At 64.0% G+C, this 18,587-nt stretch carries 21 protein-coding genes and 1 riboswitch; of the genes, 7 read left to right on the forward strand and 14 right to left on the reverse strand.

Annotation, left to right across the window (positions count from 1 at the left end):
• Window positions 1-28 precede the first annotated feature (28 nt).
• Together IEX78_RS15450 and IEX78_RS15455 are read right to left on the reverse strand one after the other, a co-directional pair.
• Window positions 29-697: a JAB domain-containing protein gene (locus tag IEX78_RS15450; RefSeq protein ID WP_188829715.1), complete on the reverse strand. Its 669-nt coding sequence runs from the start codon at window positions 695-697 to the stop codon at window positions 29-31.
• Between the two features lie 57 nt (window positions 698-754).
• Entirely contained in the window at window positions 755-949 is a 195-nt protein-coding gene (locus IEX78_RS15455; RefSeq protein WP_188829716.1) for a type II toxin-antitoxin system VapB family antitoxin, read from the reverse strand.
• Window positions 950-1,184: 235 nt separating this feature from the next.
• On the opposite strand from IEX78_RS15455, the gene IEX78_RS15460 reads away from it, so the two are divergent.
• The 3 genes from IEX78_RS15460 to IEX78_RS15470 all read left to right on the forward strand — a co-directional run bounded on the left by IEX78_RS15460 (window position 1,185) and on the right by IEX78_RS15470 (window position 4,324).
• Window positions 1,185-2,081 (forward strand): phenylalanine 4-monooxygenase, encoded by an 897-nt coding sequence (locus IEX78_RS15460; RefSeq protein ID WP_188829717.1) that lies wholly within the window; start codon window positions 1,185-1,187, stop codon window positions 2,079-2,081.
• A gap of 143 nt (window positions 2,082-2,224) precedes the next feature.
• The gene (locus IEX78_RS15465; RefSeq protein ID WP_188829718.1) at window positions 2,225-2,914 is read left to right on the forward strand and encodes an ester cyclase; all 690 of its coding nucleotides are present in this window, start codon (window positions 2,225-2,227) and stop codon (window positions 2,912-2,914) included.
• An 87-nt stretch (window positions 2,915-3,001) separates the two neighbouring features.
• Entirely contained in the window at window positions 3,002-4,324 is a 1,323-nt protein-coding gene (locus tag IEX78_RS15470; RefSeq protein ID WP_188829719.1) for a D-alanyl-D-alanine carboxypeptidase family protein, read from the forward strand.
• Window positions 4,325-4,329: 5 nt separating this feature from the next.
• On the opposite strand, the gene yhjD is transcribed toward IEX78_RS15470, so the two are convergent.
• The 6 genes from yhjD to IEX78_RS15500 form a co-directional block, all read right to left on the reverse strand.
• Window positions 4,330-5,349 carry an inner membrane protein YhjD gene (yhjD, locus tag IEX78_RS15475; protein WP_188829720.1) on the reverse strand — a complete coding sequence of 340 codons (1,020 nt, stop codon included), beginning with the start codon at window positions 5,347-5,349 and terminating at the stop codon, window positions 4,330-4,332.
• Window positions 5,350-5,369: 20 nt separating this feature from the next.
• Window positions 5,370-6,401, reverse strand: a complete 1,032-nt coding sequence (gene trpS, locus IEX78_RS15480) for a tryptophan--tRNA ligase (RefSeq protein WP_188829721.1) — start codon at window positions 6,399-6,401, stop codon at window positions 5,370-5,372.
• 22 nt (window positions 6,402-6,423) lie between these two features.
• Window positions 6,424-7,368 carry an oxygenase MpaB family protein gene (locus IEX78_RS15485; protein WP_188829722.1) on the reverse strand — a complete coding sequence of 315 codons (945 nt, stop codon included), beginning with the start codon at window positions 7,366-7,368 and terminating at the stop codon, window positions 6,424-6,426.
• Between the two features lie 87 nt (window positions 7,369-7,455).
• Complete coding sequence (locus tag IEX78_RS15490) at window positions 7,456-7,899, reverse strand: barstar family protein (protein WP_188829723.1); 444 nt, start codon at window positions 7,897-7,899, stop codon at window positions 7,456-7,458.
• Complete coding sequence (locus tag IEX78_RS15495; RefSeq protein WP_188829724.1) at window positions 7,899-8,369, reverse strand: guanyl-specific ribonuclease; 471 nt, start codon at window positions 8,367-8,369, stop codon at window positions 7,899-7,901. The genes IEX78_RS15490 and IEX78_RS15495 overlap by 1 nt, the downstream gene beginning before the upstream one ends.
• Window positions 8,366-9,145 (reverse strand): exodeoxyribonuclease III, encoded by a 780-nt coding sequence (locus tag IEX78_RS15500; protein ID WP_188829725.1) that lies wholly within the window; start codon window positions 9,143-9,145, stop codon window positions 8,366-8,368. The genes IEX78_RS15495 and IEX78_RS15500 overlap by 4 nt, the downstream gene beginning before the upstream one ends.
• A gap of 52 nt (window positions 9,146-9,197) precedes the next feature.
• On the opposite strand from IEX78_RS15500, the gene ephH reads away from it, so the two are divergent.
• The gene (gene ephH / locus IEX78_RS15505; protein WP_188829726.1) at window positions 9,198-10,058 is read left to right on the forward strand and encodes an epoxide hydrolase EphH; all 861 of its coding nucleotides are present in this window, start codon (window positions 9,198-9,200) and stop codon (window positions 10,056-10,058) included.
• A 66-nt stretch (window positions 10,059-10,124) separates the two neighbouring features.
• Here ephH and IEX78_RS15510 read toward each other — a convergent pair whose 3' ends face one another.
• The 3 genes from IEX78_RS15510 to IEX78_RS15520 all read right to left on the reverse strand — a co-directional run bounded on the left by IEX78_RS15510 (window position 10,125) and on the right by IEX78_RS15520 (window position 13,676).
• Complete coding sequence (locus tag IEX78_RS15510; protein WP_188829727.1) at window positions 10,125-10,769, reverse strand: hypothetical protein; 645 nt, start codon at window positions 10,767-10,769, stop codon at window positions 10,125-10,127.
• Between the two features lie 336 nt (window positions 10,770-11,105).
• Window positions 11,106-12,254 carry an MFS transporter gene (locus IEX78_RS15515; protein ID WP_188830223.1) on the reverse strand — a complete coding sequence of 383 codons (1,149 nt, stop codon included), beginning with the start codon at window positions 12,252-12,254 and terminating at the stop codon, window positions 11,106-11,108.
• Between the two features lie 204 nt (window positions 12,255-12,458).
• Window positions 12,459-13,676 (reverse strand): NADP-dependent isocitrate dehydrogenase, encoded by a 1,218-nt coding sequence (locus tag IEX78_RS15520; RefSeq protein WP_188829728.1) that lies wholly within the window; start codon window positions 13,674-13,676, stop codon window positions 12,459-12,461.
• A 354-nt stretch (window positions 13,677-14,030) separates the two neighbouring features.
• Window positions 14,031-14,141, forward strand: a riboswitch (SAM riboswitch).
• 84 nt (window positions 14,142-14,225) lie between these two features.
• Here IEX78_RS15520 and IEX78_RS15525 point away from each other — a divergent pair.
• Window positions 14,226-15,542, forward strand: coding sequence for a bifunctional o-acetylhomoserine/o-acetylserine sulfhydrylase (locus tag IEX78_RS15525; protein WP_188829729.1), 1,317 nt, complete (start codon window positions 14,226-14,228; stop codon window positions 15,540-15,542).
• Entirely contained in the window at window positions 15,539-16,684 is a 1,146-nt protein-coding gene (gene metX / locus IEX78_RS15530; protein WP_188829730.1) for a homoserine O-acetyltransferase MetX, read from the forward strand. The genes IEX78_RS15525 and metX overlap by 4 nt, the downstream gene beginning before the upstream one ends.
• Window positions 16,685-16,688: 4 nt before the next feature.
• On the opposite strand, the gene IEX78_RS15535 is transcribed toward metX, so the two are convergent.
• Window positions 16,689-17,015 carry a DUF3017 domain-containing protein gene (locus tag IEX78_RS15535; protein ID WP_229684026.1) on the reverse strand — a complete coding sequence of 109 codons (327 nt, stop codon included), beginning with the start codon at window positions 17,013-17,015 and terminating at the stop codon, window positions 16,689-16,691.
• Window positions 17,016-17,048: 33 nt separating this feature from the next.
• On the opposite strand from IEX78_RS15535, the gene IEX78_RS15540 reads away from it, so the two are divergent.
• Window positions 17,049-17,513, forward strand: a complete 465-nt coding sequence (locus IEX78_RS15540) for a tRNA (cytidine(34)-2'-O)-methyltransferase (RefSeq protein WP_188829731.1) — start codon at window positions 17,049-17,051, stop codon at window positions 17,511-17,513.
• On the opposite strand, the gene IEX78_RS15545 is transcribed toward IEX78_RS15540, so the two are convergent.
• Window positions 17,510-17,737, reverse strand: a complete 228-nt coding sequence (locus IEX78_RS15545) for a DUF167 domain-containing protein (RefSeq protein ID WP_229684027.1) — start codon at window positions 17,735-17,737, stop codon at window positions 17,510-17,512. The genes IEX78_RS15540 and IEX78_RS15545 overlap by 4 nt on opposite strands.
• Window positions 17,697-18,587 carry a DUF4349 domain-containing protein gene (locus tag IEX78_RS24295; RefSeq protein WP_229684028.1) on the reverse strand — a complete coding sequence of 297 codons (891 nt, stop codon included), beginning with the start codon at window positions 18,585-18,587 and terminating at the stop codon, window positions 17,697-17,699. Before IEX78_RS24295 ends, IEX78_RS15545 begins: the two co-directional genes overlap by 41 nt.

Consider the following 18,587-nt stretch of genomic DNA (forward strand, 5'->3'; position numbering starts at 1 on the left):
TGCTACCAGCCTGATAGCAACCGGCGGGCTAGTCGTCGGGTGGGGCCGGGGACCACTGTTCTCCCGCCACCACTATGTGGTCCAAAAAGCGTAAGCCCACCGCGGTGGCCGCGTGGTAGAGCAGGGCAGAGGCTCGGCGGTCGTCGGGGCTCGGGGTTGGGTCGCCCGATGGGTGGTTGTGGATTACCGCGAAGGCGCGGCCGTCGTTGCGCAAAACCGCGTTGAGGATTTCGCGTACCGGGACAGCGACGTGGTCGATGGCGCCCTGAGCGACGAAAACCTGTTGGCGTACCCGGTGGCGCGTGTCGCAAATCAGGACGAGCAGGCGTTCAACGCGTGCGTCGGCGAACAGCGGGATGGCGATGCGGGCGATGTCGGCGGGCGCGGAGAGCACCGGCGACAACGCGCGTATCCGCGAACGCGTGCCAAGGTGAAAAGCCGCGATGACCGTCGCCGCCTTCGCAGGCCCAATCCCCGCGCGCCGCGCCAACTCCTCGGGGCGCGCCGCCGACAAAGCGGCGAGATCGCCGTACTCACCAAGCAATTCGGCGGCTAACTCAAGCGACGAACGCCCACGCGTGCCCTGCCCAAGCAGCAGCGCGAGCAACTCCGCATCCGTGAGCGCTATTGGCCCGAGAGAAAACAACCGCTCCCTAGGCCGTTGCGCCACTGGCACATTCGCGATTGGTACCGACACTTTCGCACCCCCTCGATGACGTGGGGCTAGTGTCGCACCGACCACCGACAGGTTCGGCTAAGCGCTATTTGCCTCGGGAACGGGCGCGAGTATCGACTCGGCCATGAGCCGTTCGAGATTCCGTAGTTGACGCTCATGCACGACGATGCGTCGCAGCGCCTCGTTGATCGTCGCGTAGTTGTCGGCGGTACCCATGATGTGGGCGGCCGCGGCGAGCAGTTCGGCGTCAAGGTCGATCCGCAGGGTGGCCAAGCGTCCTCCTTCTCCATTCGCCATCTTGCGTTATCACCGGAAGCGACACCTGGCGATTCACCACGTCGTTACCCGAATGGCGCTTCGCAAGCACACACAGCAACACCAACAAGCAAGCATCAGCAACTGGACAGAAAACGCTGGTAAACGCGGCAATCGGTGCCCCAACTGAGCACTTTGCGCAGTTGTGTGGCTCGACGTTGTCGGTTCACGCGACCGGTGCTTGCCTTGAAACATGTTCACCGAGGCACAGTTGTACTCGCCGGTGACGCGCTCGCGCGACGGTGACGTAACCGTGCACTTGAGCGATGAGCACCCCGGCATCAACGACGCCGAATACCGAGCAAGACGCAACGCCATCGCCGCGCTCGCCCTCAATTACCAACCCGGCACCGGCATCCCCCACGTCAACTACACGCAGGCGGAGCAAGACGTCTGGCGTACGGTTTCCGCCGAGCTCAACGCGAAACATCAACGCCTCGCCTGCACCGAAATCCGTGACGCGGCAGCCGCACTCGCGCTCCCAACCGACCACGTCCCGCAACTCGACGAGGTCAGCGACCTACTCGCCCCGCTCACCGGGTTCAGCTACATCCCCGCGGCCGGCCTTGTCCCGCTTCGCGAATTCTTCGGCTCCTTCGCCGACCGCACCTTCCACGCGACCCAATACCTTCGCCATCACAGCGCCCCGCTCTACACCCCCGAGCCGGACGCGGTACACGAGATCATCGGGCACGCGACGCAACTCGCGAGCGAACGCTTCGCCGCGCTCTATGTCGAAGTCGGCGCCGCCATTTCACGCTTGGAAACCGAAGCGGCGGTGAAGTTCTTCGCCGACGTTTTCTGGTTCTCACTTGAGTTCGGCGTTGTCCGCGAAGCGGGCGAGGTGCGTTGTTACGGGGCCGGATTGCTTTCGTCGTATGGCGAGATCGAGGAGTTTCGCGACGCCGTCCTTCGCCCACTCGACGTTGGTGCGATGGGCACGATCGACTACGACATCACCCACTACCAGCCCGTGCTGTTTTGCGCTGAGTCAGTTGGTCACATCGAAGCGGTGCTCGGTGAGTTCTTCACCACCATCGACGACGAAACTCCTTCGCGCTACAGCTATTCCGCGAAGTCCGCGTCATAGCTAACTCGAAAAATGTTGTCGCAGAACACACTTCACTAAATCGTGGATCTCACATTTTGAGACGCAACGCGCGAGGAACAGGACGAGACTGTTAGGTTCGGAATGTTGTTTTTGAGCGTTTCGAAAGGGTCGGGGACCGACGAATGAGTGTGGACGTTACGGATACGCAGTCTGAGCAGACGCCAGAGGAGCCCGCCGCTCCGCTGTGGCTGCAGGGCCGCGAGGCGGTCATCGCCGCCGCCGCCCCCGAAGAGTGGCGTGAAAAGGCCCCCGATTACGCGCTGAGCCACGAGGTCATCCCGCGTGAGCGCGTCTCCGAGCACGCGCCGGGTTCGCTTGAGGCCATCGTCGAAGACCTCGTGAAGGTTTTCGAGATGGAGGTCTCGCACAAGGCCGATCCCGCGACCTGGCTGTCGGTCGTTGCCGAGCAGTACCGCGGTCGCGTCAACGGTGGCGTGTGGCAGGACGCCGAGGAGTTCGCTCGCATCGGCAGCTACAACATCCTCATCGGCGACAACCCGTACTACGACGGCGCCAACGAGACGTTCGACTCCTCGCACAAGATCTTCCACACCGCCTTCCCCGGCGGTTTCTTCTGGGAGGTCCTCGAGGTGCTTTCGGGCCCGCCGAACGTGACCATCCGCTGGCGGCACTGGGGCAAGTTCGAAGGTGAGTACAAGGGCCACGCCCCCACCGGCGAGCAGATCGAGATGTACGGCGTGACCATCGCTCGCGTGAGCGAAGACCTGCGCATCGTCGAGCTTGAGCACTTCTACGACAACAACCAGCTGCTGGGCCCGCTCGCCCACGGCTGCCCGGTCAAGCATTCCTGAGTTTTTGACCTACTCGGCGCGCCGTCATTTGACGGCGCGCCGAGTGCGTTCAGGCGGCTTAACCCCGTCTCGCTAGGCTCCTCGACGATGATCGCCCGCAACACCCGCGCAGACGCACGCGACCGCGTTCTCCGCAGCTGGGTTCGTGTCGCCGCTGCCACCGCAGTTACCTGCGCGACCGTCGCGTTAAGCGCCACCGCCTTCGCCGTACCGGCGAGCACAACAACGACGACGACAACGCCGTTCACCACGCCCAACACCGATAGTTGCCCGCAGAAAACGCAGCCTCCGCCGCCGATTGACGCGTCGGAAGTGCCGTTGCCTGGTCAGCCGACACCGTCGCCGTTGCCCGTCCCGCGCGACCCGATTGGTGGTCAGCGAATGGGCGAGTGCGGGCTCGTGCTGCCCAAGGGCGCTCCCCCGGTCCCCGAGGAAATCTCGGCGACGTCGTGGTTGGTCGCCGATCTTGACACCGGTCGGGTGCTTGCCGCGAAGGACCCGCACGGTCGGTATCGGTCGGCGTCGACGATGAAGATCGCGTTGGCGATCGTCGCGTTGCGCACGCTCGACATGGACAAAGTGGTCATCGGCACGCAGGCCGACGCTGACGTCGACGGCACGCGCGTCGGTATCGGACCGGGCGGTCGCTACACGAACCGGCAGCTGATGCAGGCGCTTGTCATGCACTCCGGCAACGACGCCGCCCACGCGATCGCCGCCCAGCTCGGCGGTGACGAAGCCGCCGTCGCGAAAATGAACGAAGTCGCGAAGTCGTTGCGCGCACTGGATACTCGCGCGTCGACACCGTCGGGCCTCGACGGGCCAGGCACCGCGATTTCGGCATACGACTTGGCCGTTTTGTTCCGCGAGGCGATGACCATCCCGCTGTTCGCCGAGCTCATCCACACTGAGCAGGTCGACTTCCCCGGCTACCCCGCCGACCCGAAAATCCCTGACGACAAAGATCATCCAGGCTTCCCGATCGCCAACGACAATCAACTGCTTTACAACTACGAAGGCGCGATCGGCGGCAAAACCGGGTTCACCGACGACGCCCGTCAGACGTTCGTGGCAGCCGCCGAACGCGACGGTCATCGCCTCGTCGTGACGCTACTCAAAGCCGACGTGCTGCCGATTCGCCCAGCGCCACAAGCCGCGCGACTGCTCGACTACGGCTTCGCGCTGGAAAACAACACGGCCGAGTGGATCGGCAAGCTGCCCGAAACCGGCGTGCACGCCGTGGCACCGACGGTCCCGTTGGCGACACCGCCAACTCGCACGGATGATGTCGGCGCGCTTGGCGGCGAAGAAGTGCCACACACCGCGGCTCGTCTCGCGGTGATGGTCGTTGGCCCGATCCTTGTGCTCGGCCTCCTGCTAGCCGCTTGGCGCAGTTTCCGCCGGCGCTGAATTGTTCAGCGCCGCTTGCCGATTAGCACCAACGCGAGCGCTGACAACGCCCCAGCGCCAAACAGCGCGGCCCCTGCCGACGGCGAAAGTGGACTATCGACTACGCGCGGCGCGATAACAACGGGTCCGGGCGCGGGGTGAACCTGCTGCGCGTTGAGTTTCGACGTCGCCGCCCACGCGGTCGCGAGCAAGAGAATGCGAAAAGTGACGTAGCTGAACACCATCAGGCCGATGATCGACCCGAACGTCGCGCCAACCGGACTCGTCATCACGGCACGCAAGTAAATCGCGGCGATGAGCTTGAAAATCTCAAACGCGATCGCCGCCAACGCCGCCGCCTTGAACGCCGACCGCAGCGAGACGGGTTCGCGTGGCAGGCGCGCGATCATCCACGCGAAAACCGCCCACGACGCGACCCAGCCCAACAGCATGGAGACCAGCGCCAACGCCATACCAGCGCCCGGCAGGTGCGACAGGCCGATGGCGTCGGCGATGCGTTTCGCGAAGCCGCCAGAGCCGATCGCGGAAAGACCAAGCGACACAACGAAAGCCAACCCGAGGCCGATCAGCGCGCCCAGATCCGACAGCTTCGTCTTCCACCACGGGTCATCGGGACTCTTCGCCACCCACTGTTCAGTAAGGGCGGCACGGAGATTCGCGATCCAGCCGAGCCCGCTGTAAAGGCCAGCAAGCAAACCGAGCACACCGACGGTGCCACGCGAACCAATGGCCTTGGAAATCAAGTCATTGATTTGCGTGCCGAAGTCGCCGGGAACGTTCTCAACGACCTTGTCCTGCAACTCATTAAGCCAGTCAGGGTGGCCGGCGAGCACAAAGCCAGCCACCGAGAACGCGACCATCAACAGCGGAAACAGCGAAAGCACCGTGAAATAGGTGATGCCAGCGGCGAAATAGTCGCCGCGCTGATCCTGGTAGCGCTCGCCCGCGCGCACGAGGTGGTGCAGCCAAGGCCGACGCCGCACCTCGCGCTGAAGCGCCGCGGTGATGTTGTCGATCAGCTGCATGCGCGCGCTCCTAGGAAGGGTCAGCGAGCGAGGAAGCCAACCCGCTCATACACCTGTGCCAATGTGTTGCTGGCGATCTCGCGTGCCCGTTCCGCGCCTGCGGCGAGAACTCGATCCAGCTCGGCCTGGTCATCAAGGTAGTCCTTGACGCGCTTTTGCACGGGCGTCACGAATTCAACGAGAGCGTCAGCTACTTCGGCTTTCAGGTCACCGTAACCCTTACCGGCGAAATTCTCTTCCAGTGTGACGAGCGGAGTTTCGGTCAGCGCGCCGAGGATCACCAACAAATTGCTCACGCCCGCTTTGTTTTCCGGGTCGTAGCGGATCTCGCGCTCAGTGTCGGTGACCGCCGAACGCACCTTCTTCGCGGTGACCTTCGGGTCGTCGAGCAGGTTGATCAGGCCAGCGTCGGTCGCGGCCGACTTGCTCATCTTCGCGGTGGGATCTTGCAGGTCAAAAATCTTGGCGGTGCCCTTGACGATGTGCGGCTCCGGCACGACGAACGTCTTCTTGAAACGAGTATTGAAGCGCTGCGCGAGGTTTCGCGTGAGTTCAAGATGCTGGCGCTGATCCTCGCCGACCGGCACCTGATGCGGGCGGTAAAGCAGGATGTCGGCGGCCATGAGGACCGGGTAGGTGAACAGCCCGACCGTCGCGTTGTCGGCACCCTGTTTCACCGACTTGTCTTTGAACTGCGTCATCCGACTCGCCTCGCCGAAGCCGGTGATGCAGGAAAGCACCCACGCCAGCTCAGCGTGCTCGGGCACCTGACTTTGCACGAACAACGTCGACTTGGCCGGGTCGATGCCAAGCGCGAGCAACTGCGCGGCGGCGGCCTTCGTGCGCGCGCGCAGCGCCTTCGGGTCTTGGCTCACCGTGATCGCGTGCATGTCGGGGATGAAATACAGCGCGTCGTACTCGTCTTGCATCGTCACCCAGTACTGCAACGCACCCAGGTAATTGCCGAGGTGGAAGGAGTCGCTGGTGGGCTGGATGCCCGACAGCACCCGCTGTTTACGTTCGGCCGACGCGGCCGGGGCAGGACTGGACATACCCCGAATCTTTCCATGCTGCTCAAGCGGAATTACGCTGCACCCAGTTGCGCGGATCCACACCGGGCATGCTGGCGCGGCCAGCGCGAATCATGCGCTGCTCGCGTCGGGCGATGAGCTGGTAGGAAGGGGCGCTGCGGCCAGCGAGCGCGTTCGCGAGCACGCGCGGGGCCAGCGGCGGCGCGACATGCGCGGTCCGAATACCGCGCGCGAACGCCTGGAACGCGACTTCGTCGGTAAGCGACCAGTCCATGCCATAAAGTCCGCGAACGCGTGCGGGCAGACTGCCCTGGACCAGCAGATAGAGCGCGGAACCTACCTGCTCGGCTGGTGGCTGCAACCGATACGCGCGCTTGTGGCCGGCGAGGTACGAGCCGACAAGTCGCGCTTCGTCGGTGAGAAAAAGTTCGGCCGATTTCAGATACGCCTGGAAAAAGCGGTCGAAGGCGAGGTAGTCGAGCGGGGCCGCGTTGCGCGGCATGCCGAACAGCTCGCCCCAGCGCACGAAGTCGGAATACAGATCGGCGCGTTCGGTGTCGGTGAGTTTGCGGACCAGCAGGTCGTGCATCGTCATCGCCGATTCGAAGGTGAACGCCATCGTCATGAACAGCAGGTCAGGGTCGAAGGCGGAGTACGGCGTGCCTGCGGGGTGGGCGTCGCCCGCGTTTTCGGGCAGGGTGCCGACGACGCTCGCGTGCTTGCGCTTGGTGAATTTCAGCGCGCGATCAGCTTCGGTTTTGCTGCCGAGAAACACCGCTTCAAACAGCGCGCCCGTGGTCGCGAGGCGGGTGTACGGGCTGTCGCGATGCGCGGAATGTTCGGCGGTGCCGACGTAAAGCAGCGGGTTGATCGCGCCAACAACGAGTGCGCGCAGGCCGTAAGTAAGGCCGACCGCGCGCTTGCGCATCACTCGGCGAATCATGGAGTCATCGGCGAAATATCCCGCTTCGCCCGCGCTTGTGCCCATCGCGGTGTCTCCTCATTGAGTGCGATCTGCCTCAAGAGTCCTCCCAAACGAACGCTTGGGCAAGAGGCAGTTCGCGCTCCGTGAGAGCTAGTCCGTGAGGGAGACGGCATCGAACATCGTCGCGGGACCTTGAATCACGACATGGAACGCGACTTCACGGCGTCCCCAGTAGGCGGCAGCGTCGCTCATCGCGCTGGCGAACCAGTCGCGTTCGACCGGTTGTTCGCTCAGCAGTTCGCGCGCATCGCGGATCGCGATCACGTAGCCGGGCGCGCGACCGATGAAGTCGTCGAGGTCGCGCAGGCACTCATCGAACGCGTCCTTGTTCGCCCCGAAGTAGTACGGGAATTGGAACGCGGCGGCGAACTCGTCGTAGAGGCTCGCGACGGTCCGCATCTTGTTCCCACGCAATTCGCGAACCTGGTAGTCGGCTGGTGCGTCGTAGCGGACGCCACTGAACTCGCTCGCGTCGACGTCGAGCGCGCCGAACACGCTTTTCTGCGTCGGGGCGAGAAATTCCTTGAGCCGCATCAGCGCATCCTCGTGAAGGTCTCGTAGTGGTCGCCGGTGTACCAAACGCTGCCATCGCTGCCGGTCACGATGCGTTCGGCGTCGCGTGAACGGTTCCGCGCCTTCGGATTGACGTCCCATTCCTGATAGCTGATCGACTTGCCCGACGCGTCTTTCGCAGGCAAATCACCGCCGCGATTCATCCACGGGTCGCCGCCTTTGGTGCCAGGCGCGTTGGCCGAATCGGGCCAGCGACCGGCGTCGATTTCGGCGAGCGTCACGTACGCACGGTCAGGGACGCCGGGTGCGCGGGCGGTTTGGGTGGTGACCGGCTGTGGTTTAGCTGCCGGTTTCGCTACCGAGGTTGTTGTCGTTGCTGCTTTAGTTGACGTCAGTTGCGTGCTGCCGCCAGCGAAAAGCGTGAGCAGCACCGCGACGATCACGAGCGCGAGCCCACCGAGCAGGCCGAGTGTTTTAGCGGAAAGTTTCATCGGTACTGCACCGTCACTGGCGCGTGATCGGACCAGCGCTGGTCGTACGCGGCGGCGCGTTCGACGATGGCCGACTTCGCGCGAGAGGCGATGTCGCCGCGCGCGAGGTGATAATCGATTCTCCATCCACTGTCGTTGTCAAAGGCGCGACCCCGGTACGACCACCAGCTATACGGGCCGCTCACACCCGGATGTAGCTCGCGCACAACGTCTTTGAAACCGGCGGCGATGAGGTCAGCGATCCATTCACGTTCCTCAGGCAAGAAGCCCGCCGATTTTTGGTTGCCCTTCCAATTCTTCAAATCGAGCTCGGTCGGGGCGATATTCCAATCGCCAGTGACAACGAAATCGCCCTGCTTCGCTTTCAGATAAGCACCAAATTCGGCCATGAATCGGTACTTCTCGTCCTGCTTTGGGGTGTTTTCCTCGCCGGAATGCACGTATACCGACGCGACAGTGACGTCGCCGAAGTCCGCTTCGATGTATCGGCCCGAGTTCGCGAATTCGGCACTGCCAAAGCCAATTCGGACCGCGTCAGGGGTGCGTCGCGACAGAATGCCAACGCCCGCACGACCTTTCGACTCCGGTTCGGCGTGACTGAGCACCCAGCCCGCGTCGAGCGCTGGGGCGAGAGCGGTCGCGGTTTGCGCGTCGGTGGCTCGGGTTTCCTGAAGGCACACAACGTCGACCTCGGTTGCGGCTAGCCAGTCGAGCATCCCCTTAGTTGACGCGGCACGGATTCCGTTGACGTTGACGGTTGAGCACAGAATTCCCACGTCAGAACCGTACAATGGCTAGTCAGGCCCATTTTCGAAGGGGTGATTGACAATGACGTCATCACGATCCACCACGCCCGCTTCCACCCGGCCCGCGCCTGTCGCGGCACTGCATCTCGGCAAGGGCGATCCGGTCCTGTTGCTGCACGGTTTCCTACTTTCGCCGCACTGTTGGGAACAGGTCGCGCGGCGAATGTCGTCGCATTGCGAGGTGTACGCGCCCGCGTTCGCCGGGCACTGGGGTGGGCCGGAGTTGCGCGGTTGGTCGCTTGATGTGTACGCCTTGGCCGACCAAATCGAAAGCCAACTTGACGAGCTTGGCTGGCAGACCTGCCACATCGCTGGCAATTCGCTCGGCGGCTGGGTTGGTCTTGAACTCGCGCGTCGCGGGCGCGCACGCACGCTCACCGCGATCGCACCCGCGGGCGGGTGGGGTTCGCCGTCGCTGACCGCGGTGCGCGTTGGGTTGAAGTTCGCTTCGCTGATCCCGTTCGTCGCGGTTGGGCGGCGATTGGGCGCTGGCATCGTTGACAACGCGATCATTCAGCAGGTCGCCGCGCTGGTCGTCGCGAAGTCGACCAGCTCGGTGCCCCGCCGCGACCTCACCAACATGCTGTCGGCGGTCCTTGGCTGCGACGCGATGATCCCGATGCTGCTCGGCAGCCTTCGCGCCCCCGCGATGCAAGATTTGGACGAACTGTCGACCCCGGTCCGCCTACTGCTCGCCGAATACGACCGAGTAATCCCCAACCACGTATACGCGACCCGCTACCTACGCGACCTCCCCGAAAACGCCGACCGAATCCTGGTACACGGCGTAGGCCACGTCCCGATGCTGGAATCCCCGGATCGAATCGCGACCCTAATAGCCGAACACATCTACGCGAGCCGAGGCCATTTGCGCGCGGTTTGACCCGGAAACGCAACAGCGCAGGTGGTCGCTGCCCGCGACTACCTGCGCTGCGTTGTTACTGAGCTATCAGGCCTTCGGCGGCGTGGTGTAGAAGCTCGAGCCGAGGAGCAGAGCCTTCAGCAGGCCGTCGACGCCAGCGGACAGGGTGGCCGAGCCAGCTTCCGGCTTGGGCGGAACGGTGGCGGCCGGAGGCGGTGTGACGGTGTCAGCAGCAGGCTTGACGTCAGCCGCAGGAGCCGAGCTGGAACCCGACAGCAGCGTGGCGCTACCGACGAGGAGGGTGGCCGAACCGGCATCCGGAGCGTCAGCCGGCGGGGTAACCGTGTCGGCGATCGGCTTCGGGTCAGCAGGCTTGGTCGGGGCAGGAGCCGCAGCCGAACCCGACGCGAGGGCGTTCAGGCCAGCGAGCAGGGTCGCCGAGCCAGCTTCCGGCTTGGGCGGGGTGGTGGTGGGCGGCGGGGTGGCCGGATCGGCGATCGGCTTGGGGTCAGCAGGCTTCGGGTCAGCAGGCTTGGTCTCGGCAGGAGCCGCGGCCGAACCCGACGCGAGCGCGTTCAGGCCAGCGAGCAGGGTCGCCGAGCCAGCGTCCGGCTTAGCCGGAGTGGTGGTGGGCGGCGGGGTGGTGGTCTGGGCCGACGCGGTGCCCGCGACACCCAGGACCAGGCCCGACGCGATAACGACGGCAGCGCCGACCGTACGGAACTTCTTCACAGAATTCTCCTCATCTAAGACTTCATCGCGATGTTTAAGCCCCACCGGTACTCGCGGACCGGCCAGAAAGATATCCGGCGAGCAATTTTTAACACAGGTTCGATCAAACGTCCAACTGTGTTCCTGTTGAGGTGCGGCTATACCAAAACAGCACTACAGAGCACAGATTCACGCAGCCTGAACGATATGGACTAAAGCATGATGGGAATCACAACCGCATGTGCCCACAAATTGAAATCAGGGCGGATTTAAAGGTTAACTAAACGTGAACATTCATTCCCGAAACGGAAATACTCGGCGTGAATTATTTACCGCTCGACTACGAAATTCCAGCCGTTATAGCTTTTGGGAATGCCCGCGACCTGCCAAAGCGACGGTGATGGTGAAAAGGGCGACGCCTGCTACTGCCAAGATCGCGCCGACGGCGGCGGGGGCGGTGTAGCCCAAACCTGCCGCGATTACTAAGCCGCCCAGCCATGCGCCTGCCGCGTTCGCGATGTTCAGGGCCGCGTGGTTCAAGGCGGCGGCGAGGGTCTGGGCGTCGGCGGCCACGTCCATCAGGCGCGTTTGTAGGGCCGGGGCCAGTGCCGCGCCCGATGCGCCGACAAGGAACGCGCCTACGCCCGCGCTGATGGGGTGGTGAGCGGCGGCGACGAAGCCCGCGAGGATGAAGACCATCGAGATCAAGGCGACGAAAATCGCCTTGTCGACGCCATGATCGGCGAGGAAACCACCCGCGACATTGCCTGCGACCATGCCCAAACCGAACAGCATTAGGACGAGTGGGACCGTTGCCGCTGACATGCCAGCGACGTCGGTGAGCGTCGTCGCGATGTAGGTGTACACGGCGAACATGCCGCCGAAACCGATCGCGCCGACCGCGAGCGTGAGCAACACCTGCGGGCGTTTGAGTGCGCTGAGTTCGGTCATCGGGTTCGTCGGCTTCAGCCCGGTCAGCTCGGGAACGAACCGCCACAGCGCGAATACCGTCGCGACGCCAATCACCGCGACAACGCCAAACGCGTCACGCCACCCCAAACTCTGACCGAGCCACGTCGCGGCGGGCACACCAACGACATTGGCCGCGCTCAACCCCAGCATCACCGCGGCAACCGCTTTAGCGCGCTGACCGGCGGGCGCGAGCGTCGCGGCGGCAAGGGAGGCGACCCCGAAATAGGCACCGTGCGGCAACCCGCTCACGAACCGGGCCAAGATCAGCGTGGGAAACGTGGGCGCGAACACGGTCGCGAGGTTGCCGAGCGTGAACGCGATCATCAGGGCGATGAGCAATTTCTTGCGCGGAACTCGCGCGCAAAGCGACGCGATCAGCGGCGCGCCAACAACCACCCCGAGCGCGTAAGCCGAAACAGCATGTCCCGCAGTGGGTTCCGAGACGGAGAACGCTTTCGCGATGTCGGGCAACAGGCCCATCGTGACGAACTCGGTGGTTCCGATCCCAAACCCGCCGAGGGAGAGCGCGAGCATCGCGGGGATGTGCCAGGAGACGCGAGGCTCGTGCGCGGGCGCGGTAAGAGAAGTCACTAGGTCCATGCAACGGCGTTGAGATAACAACCGCTACTCGAAACCGCCGTGATTAATGCCACGGGTGAAAAATAGTTATGGCTATCGCCCGGGCGCGGGGTGGGGAGAACCGCTCGTCGACCGGCTTCCCCGCCCCTTCGCTAACTCTTACCGCAGTGCGCGCGCCAGGTTCGTGTCCAGTGCGCCGAGGAACTCCTCGGTGCTCAGGTAACCCTGGTCGCCGCCGACAAGGGCCGCGAGGTCCTTCGTCATCTGACCACCCTCGACGGTCTTGATGACCACGTCTTCGAGGGTCTGGGAGAAGCCGATCACCTCGGGGGTGTTGTCGAGCTTGCCTCGGTGCTCAAGCCCACGCGTCCACGCGAAGATCGACGCGATCGGGTTAGTCGACGTCGGCTTGCCCTGCTGGTGCTGCCGGTAATGCCGGGTGACCGTGCCGTGCGCGGCCTCGGCCTCACAGGTGCGGCCGTCCGGGGTGAGCAGCACCGACGTCATCAGACCGAGCGAACCAAAGCCCTGGGCGACGGTGTCGGACTGCACGTCGCCGTCGTAGTTCTTGCACGCCCAGACGTAACCGCCCTCCCACTTCATCGAGGAGGCGACCATGTCGTCGATCAGGCGGTGCTCGTAGGTGAGTCCGGCGGCATCGAATTCAGCCTTGAATTCGGCTTCGAAGATTTCTTCGAAGGTGTCTTTGAACATGCCGTCGTAAGCCTTGAGGATGGTGTTCTTCGTCGAGAGGTACACCGGGTAGTTCTGCTGCAGGCCGTAGTTAAACGACGCGCGCGCGAAGTCTTCGATCGACTTCTTGAAGTTGTACATACCCATGACGACGCCGCCGTCTTCGGGCATCTTCACGACCTCGTGCACGATCGGTTCGCCGCCGTCTTCCGGCGTGAACGTGAGCGTGACGGTGCCCGCTTCGAACACCTTGAAGTCGGTTGCCCGGTACTGGTCACCGAAGGCGTGGCGGCCGATGATGATCGGCTTGGTCCAGCCCGGCACCAAGCGGGGCACGTTCGAAATAATGATCGGGGCACGGAAAATGGTGCCGCCCAGAATATTTCGAATGGTGCCGTTGGGTGAACGCCACATGTGCTTGAGCCCGAATTCCTTCACCCGCGCTTCGTCGGGGGTGATGGTGGCGCACTTCACGCCGACGCCATGCTTTTTGATGGCGTTCGCGGCGTCGACAGTGACCTGGTCATCGGTCTTGTCGCGGTACTCGATGCCGAGGTCGTAGTACTCGAGGTTCACATCGAGATACGGGTGGATCAGCTTGTCCTTGATGAACTGCCAGATGATCCGGGTCATCTCGTCGCCGTCGAGTTCTACGACGGTGCCTTCAACCTTGATCTTGGACATGGATCTTCGTGTCCTCCTCGGTGGGTGCCCTTATTGCACGGCCAGGCGAACACGCTTGTGAGCGGACCCCAGCAGTTCCAACAGACAACGTATATGCCCCGCGTTGTCGGCGGGACGTGTGGTGTCAAACATGACGAGCGTACTGCTGCCGAAGTCCTCACCGCGAGTCGATCCCCCGCTGTGCGCGACCGTCGTCACCGTCACACGCCATTAGTTCGTTCTATGACTGATACCACCTCGTCGCCCGACCTGCTGAGTATCGGGCACTGCGACTGTTCGGACAGCCCTTCGCCCTGCGCAACATCCGCGCCGCGCGCGAGAACGTGTCAGACGTATCGGTTACCATCAACGCAAGGTCATGAGTACCAGCGCCAAGCCCCGGCTCGCTGGTCGGCAACCCTCCAGCAGCGGTGGGGTGCTCCGGGTGATGACCGGGCCCTCGAAGGTCGTGGGCAAGCGCGCTTTGCAGGAGGCACCCGATGTGTTGTTGTCAGTCGATCCGCCCCAAATGACGACATAAACCCGGCTTTTCACTCCCCTGGAGAACTGATGACCGACGCAACCCAGCCTGAGCACTGGTCGTTCGAAACCAAGCAGATCCACGCTGGTCAGGCCCCCGATGCGGCCACCGGCGCGCGAGCGCTCCCGATCTACCAAACCACCTCGTATGCCTTCCGCGACACCGACCACGCCGCCGCGCTGTTCGGTCTCGCCGAGCCCGGCAACATCTACACGCGCATCATGAATCCCACCCAGGACGCGGTTGAGCAGCGCATCGCCGCACTTGAGGGTGGTGTCGCAGCCCTTTTGCTCGCATCGGGCCAGGCCGCCGAAACCTACGCGATCCTCAATCTTGCCCAGGCTGGCGACCACATCGTTTCCAGCCCGCACCTCTACGGCGGCACGTACAACCTGTTCCATTACTCGCTGCCGAAGCTGGGCATCGAGGTGTCGTTTGTCGACGATCCCGATGACCTCGCGCAGTGGGAAGCCGCCATTCGCCCGAACACTAAGGCGTTCTACGGCGAAACCATCGCTAACCCGAGCAGCGCGGTCCTCGACATCCCCGGCATCGCTGGCGTCGCGCACGCGGCCGGTCTGCCGCTCATCGTCGACAACACCGTCGCGACGCCGTACCTCATCCAGCCGCTCGCGCACGGTGCCGACATCGTCGTGCACTCGGCAACCAAGTACCTCGGTGGCCACGGTGCCGCGGTCGCTGGCGTGATCGTCGACGGCGGCACGTTCGATTGGCGCGTCACCGACGCCGACGGAAATTCGCGTTTCCCCGGCTTTACCGAACCTGATCCCAGCTACCACGGCGCGGTCTTCGCCGACCTCGGCGCGCCCGCGTTCGCGCTCAAAGCGCGCGTGCAGTTGCTGCGCGACTTGGGCGCGGCCGTCGCCCCGTTCAACGCGTTCCTCATCGCCCAGGGCTTGGAAACGCTGAGCCTGCGCGTCGAGCGGCACGTCGCCAACGCCGAAGCTGTCGCGAAGTTCGTCGCCGAGCAGCCGGGCGTCGACGCGGTGTATTACGCCGGGCTTGAAAACTCGCCGTGGTACCAGCGCGCGCAAGAGTTGGCACCGAAGGGCGCGGGCGCGATTGTCGCGTTCGAACTGGCTGGTGGCGTCGATGCGGGCAAGAAGTTCGTGGACGCGCTCAGCCTCCACAGCCATGTCGCTAACATCGGTGACGTGCGTTCTCTCGTTATCCACCCCGCGTCAACCACGCATTCGCAGCTCACGCCGGAAGAACAGCTGGCTGCGGGCGTCACGCCGGGCCTCGTCCGGCTCGCTGTTGGTATCGAGGGCATCGACGACATCTTGGCCGACCTTTCTGCCGGATTCGCGGCGGCGAACAGTTGACCGTGAGCACCCCCTTCCCGCCCGCACGCACCGCGCCCGGGGTGGCCCTGCTGCCACCACCGGGCGGGCAACTCGGCACGGTTTCCATCGGCGATGTCACGCTGGAAAACGGCGTCGTGCTGCCCGATGTGCATTTGGCCGTGCAGCGGTGGGGGGTGCTTTCCCCGACACTCGACAACGTTGTGCTCGTTGAGCACGCGCTCACCGGCGATTCGCATGTCATCGGCGACGCCGATTCCGCTCCCGGTTGGTGGGAAGGCATGGTCGGCCCAGGCGCGCCGATCGACACCGACGAATGGTGTGTCATCGCCACCAACGTGCTCGGCGGCTGCAAGGGCAGCACCGGCCCGTCCACGCTCGCGCCCGACGGCAAGCCGTGGGGTTCGCGCTTTCCCGAACTCACCATCCGCGACCAGGTCAACGCCGAAGCGCAACTGCTGAGCCTGATTGGCATCGACCGGCTCGGTGCCGTCGTCGGCGGGTCGATGGGCGGCATGCGGGTGCTTGAGTGGATCGTCAGCCAGCCGGAGCGGGTCGCCGCGGCGCTCGTGTTGGCGGTCGGCGCACGGGCTACCGCCGATCAGATCGGCACGCAGACCACGCAGATGGCCATCATCAAAGCCGATCCCGACTGGCAGGGCGGCGATTACCACGGCACCGGCCGCGTCCCGATGACCGGCATGGGCCTAGCACGGCGCATCGCGCATCTCACCTACCGCACCGAGGGCGAACTTGAGCACCGCTTCGCCAACTCCGCCCAGGGTGCGGAAGACCCGTGGCAGGGCGGTCGGTACGCGGTCCAGAGCTACTTGGAACACCAGGCCGACAAGCTCTGCCAGCGCTTCGATCCGGCCACCTACGTGCTGCTGAGCGAAGCGATGAACCGCCATGACGTCGGTCGTGGTCGTGGTGGCGTTGCCGCCGCGCTCGCTTCGACGTCGGTGCCGGTTGTGGTTGGTGGCGTCGATTCCGATCGGCTCTACCCGTTGCACACCCAAGCTGAACTTGCCGACGGTCTGCCCGGCTGCGCTGGGTTGGAAATCGTGCATTCCCGCGACGGCCACGATGGCTTCCTCACCGAGGCGGCGGCAGTGGCGAAGCTGCTCACCGAGACCATGCGATTGGCTCGCGAAAACCGCTGAGCTTTTAGGCCACACCCAACGTGTTGATCGTCGCGGCGAGAAACACGACGGAACTGCCGAGCGCGGCTAGCGCGGCAACATCGAATGGCTTGCTTCGCACGGCGAGCAGCCCAACCTGCACGGTTGGCAGGCACAGTCGGAACGCGGCGGCAACGAGCGCGGCACTGCCGAAAATCAGCGCGCCACGACGCCACCGTTCCCACACCACAAACGCGATGGCGATCACGATCATTGTCGAGACCACGGTCATCGGCAGGTGGCTGCGCAGGTAAAGCTGCCCCGCGCTCAACCGCACGACCCGATGCTTGCCGGTCGTCTCCGCCTTATTCACGGCCCCGATTGTTCCACAGGTACCCTGCTGCGAGTGTTCAACGTGATGTTTCACCAGCCGGTCATCCCGCCCAATACTGGGAACGCGATTCGGCTCGTCGCGGGCACCGGGTGCGCGTTGCACCTGATCGAGCCGCTCGGTTTCGATTTGTCGGAGTCGAAACTGCGACGTGCTGGCTTGGATTACCACGACCTCGCTTCAGTGACCGTGCACCCCAACATCGAAGCGGCGTGGGAGTCGATCGGCCCGCAGCGCGTATTCGCGTTCACCACCCAGGCGACAACCCGCTACACCGATATCGCCTACCAACCCGGCGACATTTTGCTTTTCGGCACCGAACCAACCGGCTTGCCCGACGACGTACTCGCCGATTCGCACATCACCGAACAGGTGCGCGTGCCGATGCTGCCTGGTCGACGGTCGATGAACCTGTCGAATACGGCTGCCGTCGCGGTGTACGAGGCGTGGCGGCAACTGGGCTTTCCTGAGGGCGTTTAAAGATCAACGTCGAAACGCTTGAACCGCGACGTCGCCCCAGCCGAAAGTCGCACCGACGATTTCGAAACACCAAAGTGCTTGGCTAGCAATTCGATTGCCGCTTTATTTGCTTTACCCTCAACCGCGGGGGCACGCACGTAAAGGGTGAGCGTGCCGTCGTCAGCGGTTTCGACAAGTGGTCCTTTACTGCTGTTCGGTTTGATCGTCGCCCGCACTGTCGGCACCGGGACGCTCCTTCCTTCCACCACGTCGAACCAATCGCCAAGCGAACCAAGCGATTCCGCCGATGATGCCGAAAAGACCGAGCCACGGGACGGCACTACCGGCAAAAACGACGGCATCTTGTAGCCAGTCGACTAGCGAATTCCAGCCTGCGACGACGCCATCCCAGAAACTGTCGGGATCGCTGGGCGTGCGGTCCGACGGTGCCGTGACGGTGATGGTGATCGTCGACAACGCGATTTGCTCGTCGAGTTGACGCTTCTGGCCGGTAAGGCTGTCGAGTTCGCCCTGTCGCGACGACAGCGCGCTTTCGGCGGCGATGAGGTCGGCGGTATTCGATGCGGTCGCCATGAGCGTGCGCAACCGGTCGACCGAGGCTTGTAGGGCGCGGATGCGCGCGTCGAGGTCTTCCCACTGCATGGTGACGTCGGCGCGGCTTGTGCTTACGCGCGTGACGTCGCCCGTGTCGGCGAGCCCGGTGAGCAACGCTTCGGTTTTGTCGGCGGGCACGCGCACGCTCAAGGTGGCGCGCGCGTTGCGCTTCTCCGATGCGGGCTGCTCGGTGCGCTCGTCGACTCGACCGCCGAGTTCGGTAACACGACCGGTGATGCTCGCTGCCGCGGCGATCGGGTCGGTGGCGGTCATGTCGACGCTGCCGGTGACAACTTCTTTGCGATCAACGGTCTGCTGTTTGTTTTGATCGCCAGGGCCGGATTGCTCACGAAATCCGGGGGCGACTGGCGCGGAGGCGGGATTGGGCGCGCCTGCGGAATCGCTCACCTCTTCGCCGCCGCACCCCGCTAGGAACCCGAGTCCAACGAGCAAAACACAGACCATCGCGAACTTGCGCAT

This window comes from Nocardia camponoti (assembly GCF_014646135.1).
GTDB classification, from domain to species: domain Bacteria; phylum Actinomycetota; class Actinomycetes; order Mycobacteriales; family Mycobacteriaceae; genus Nocardia; species Nocardia camponoti.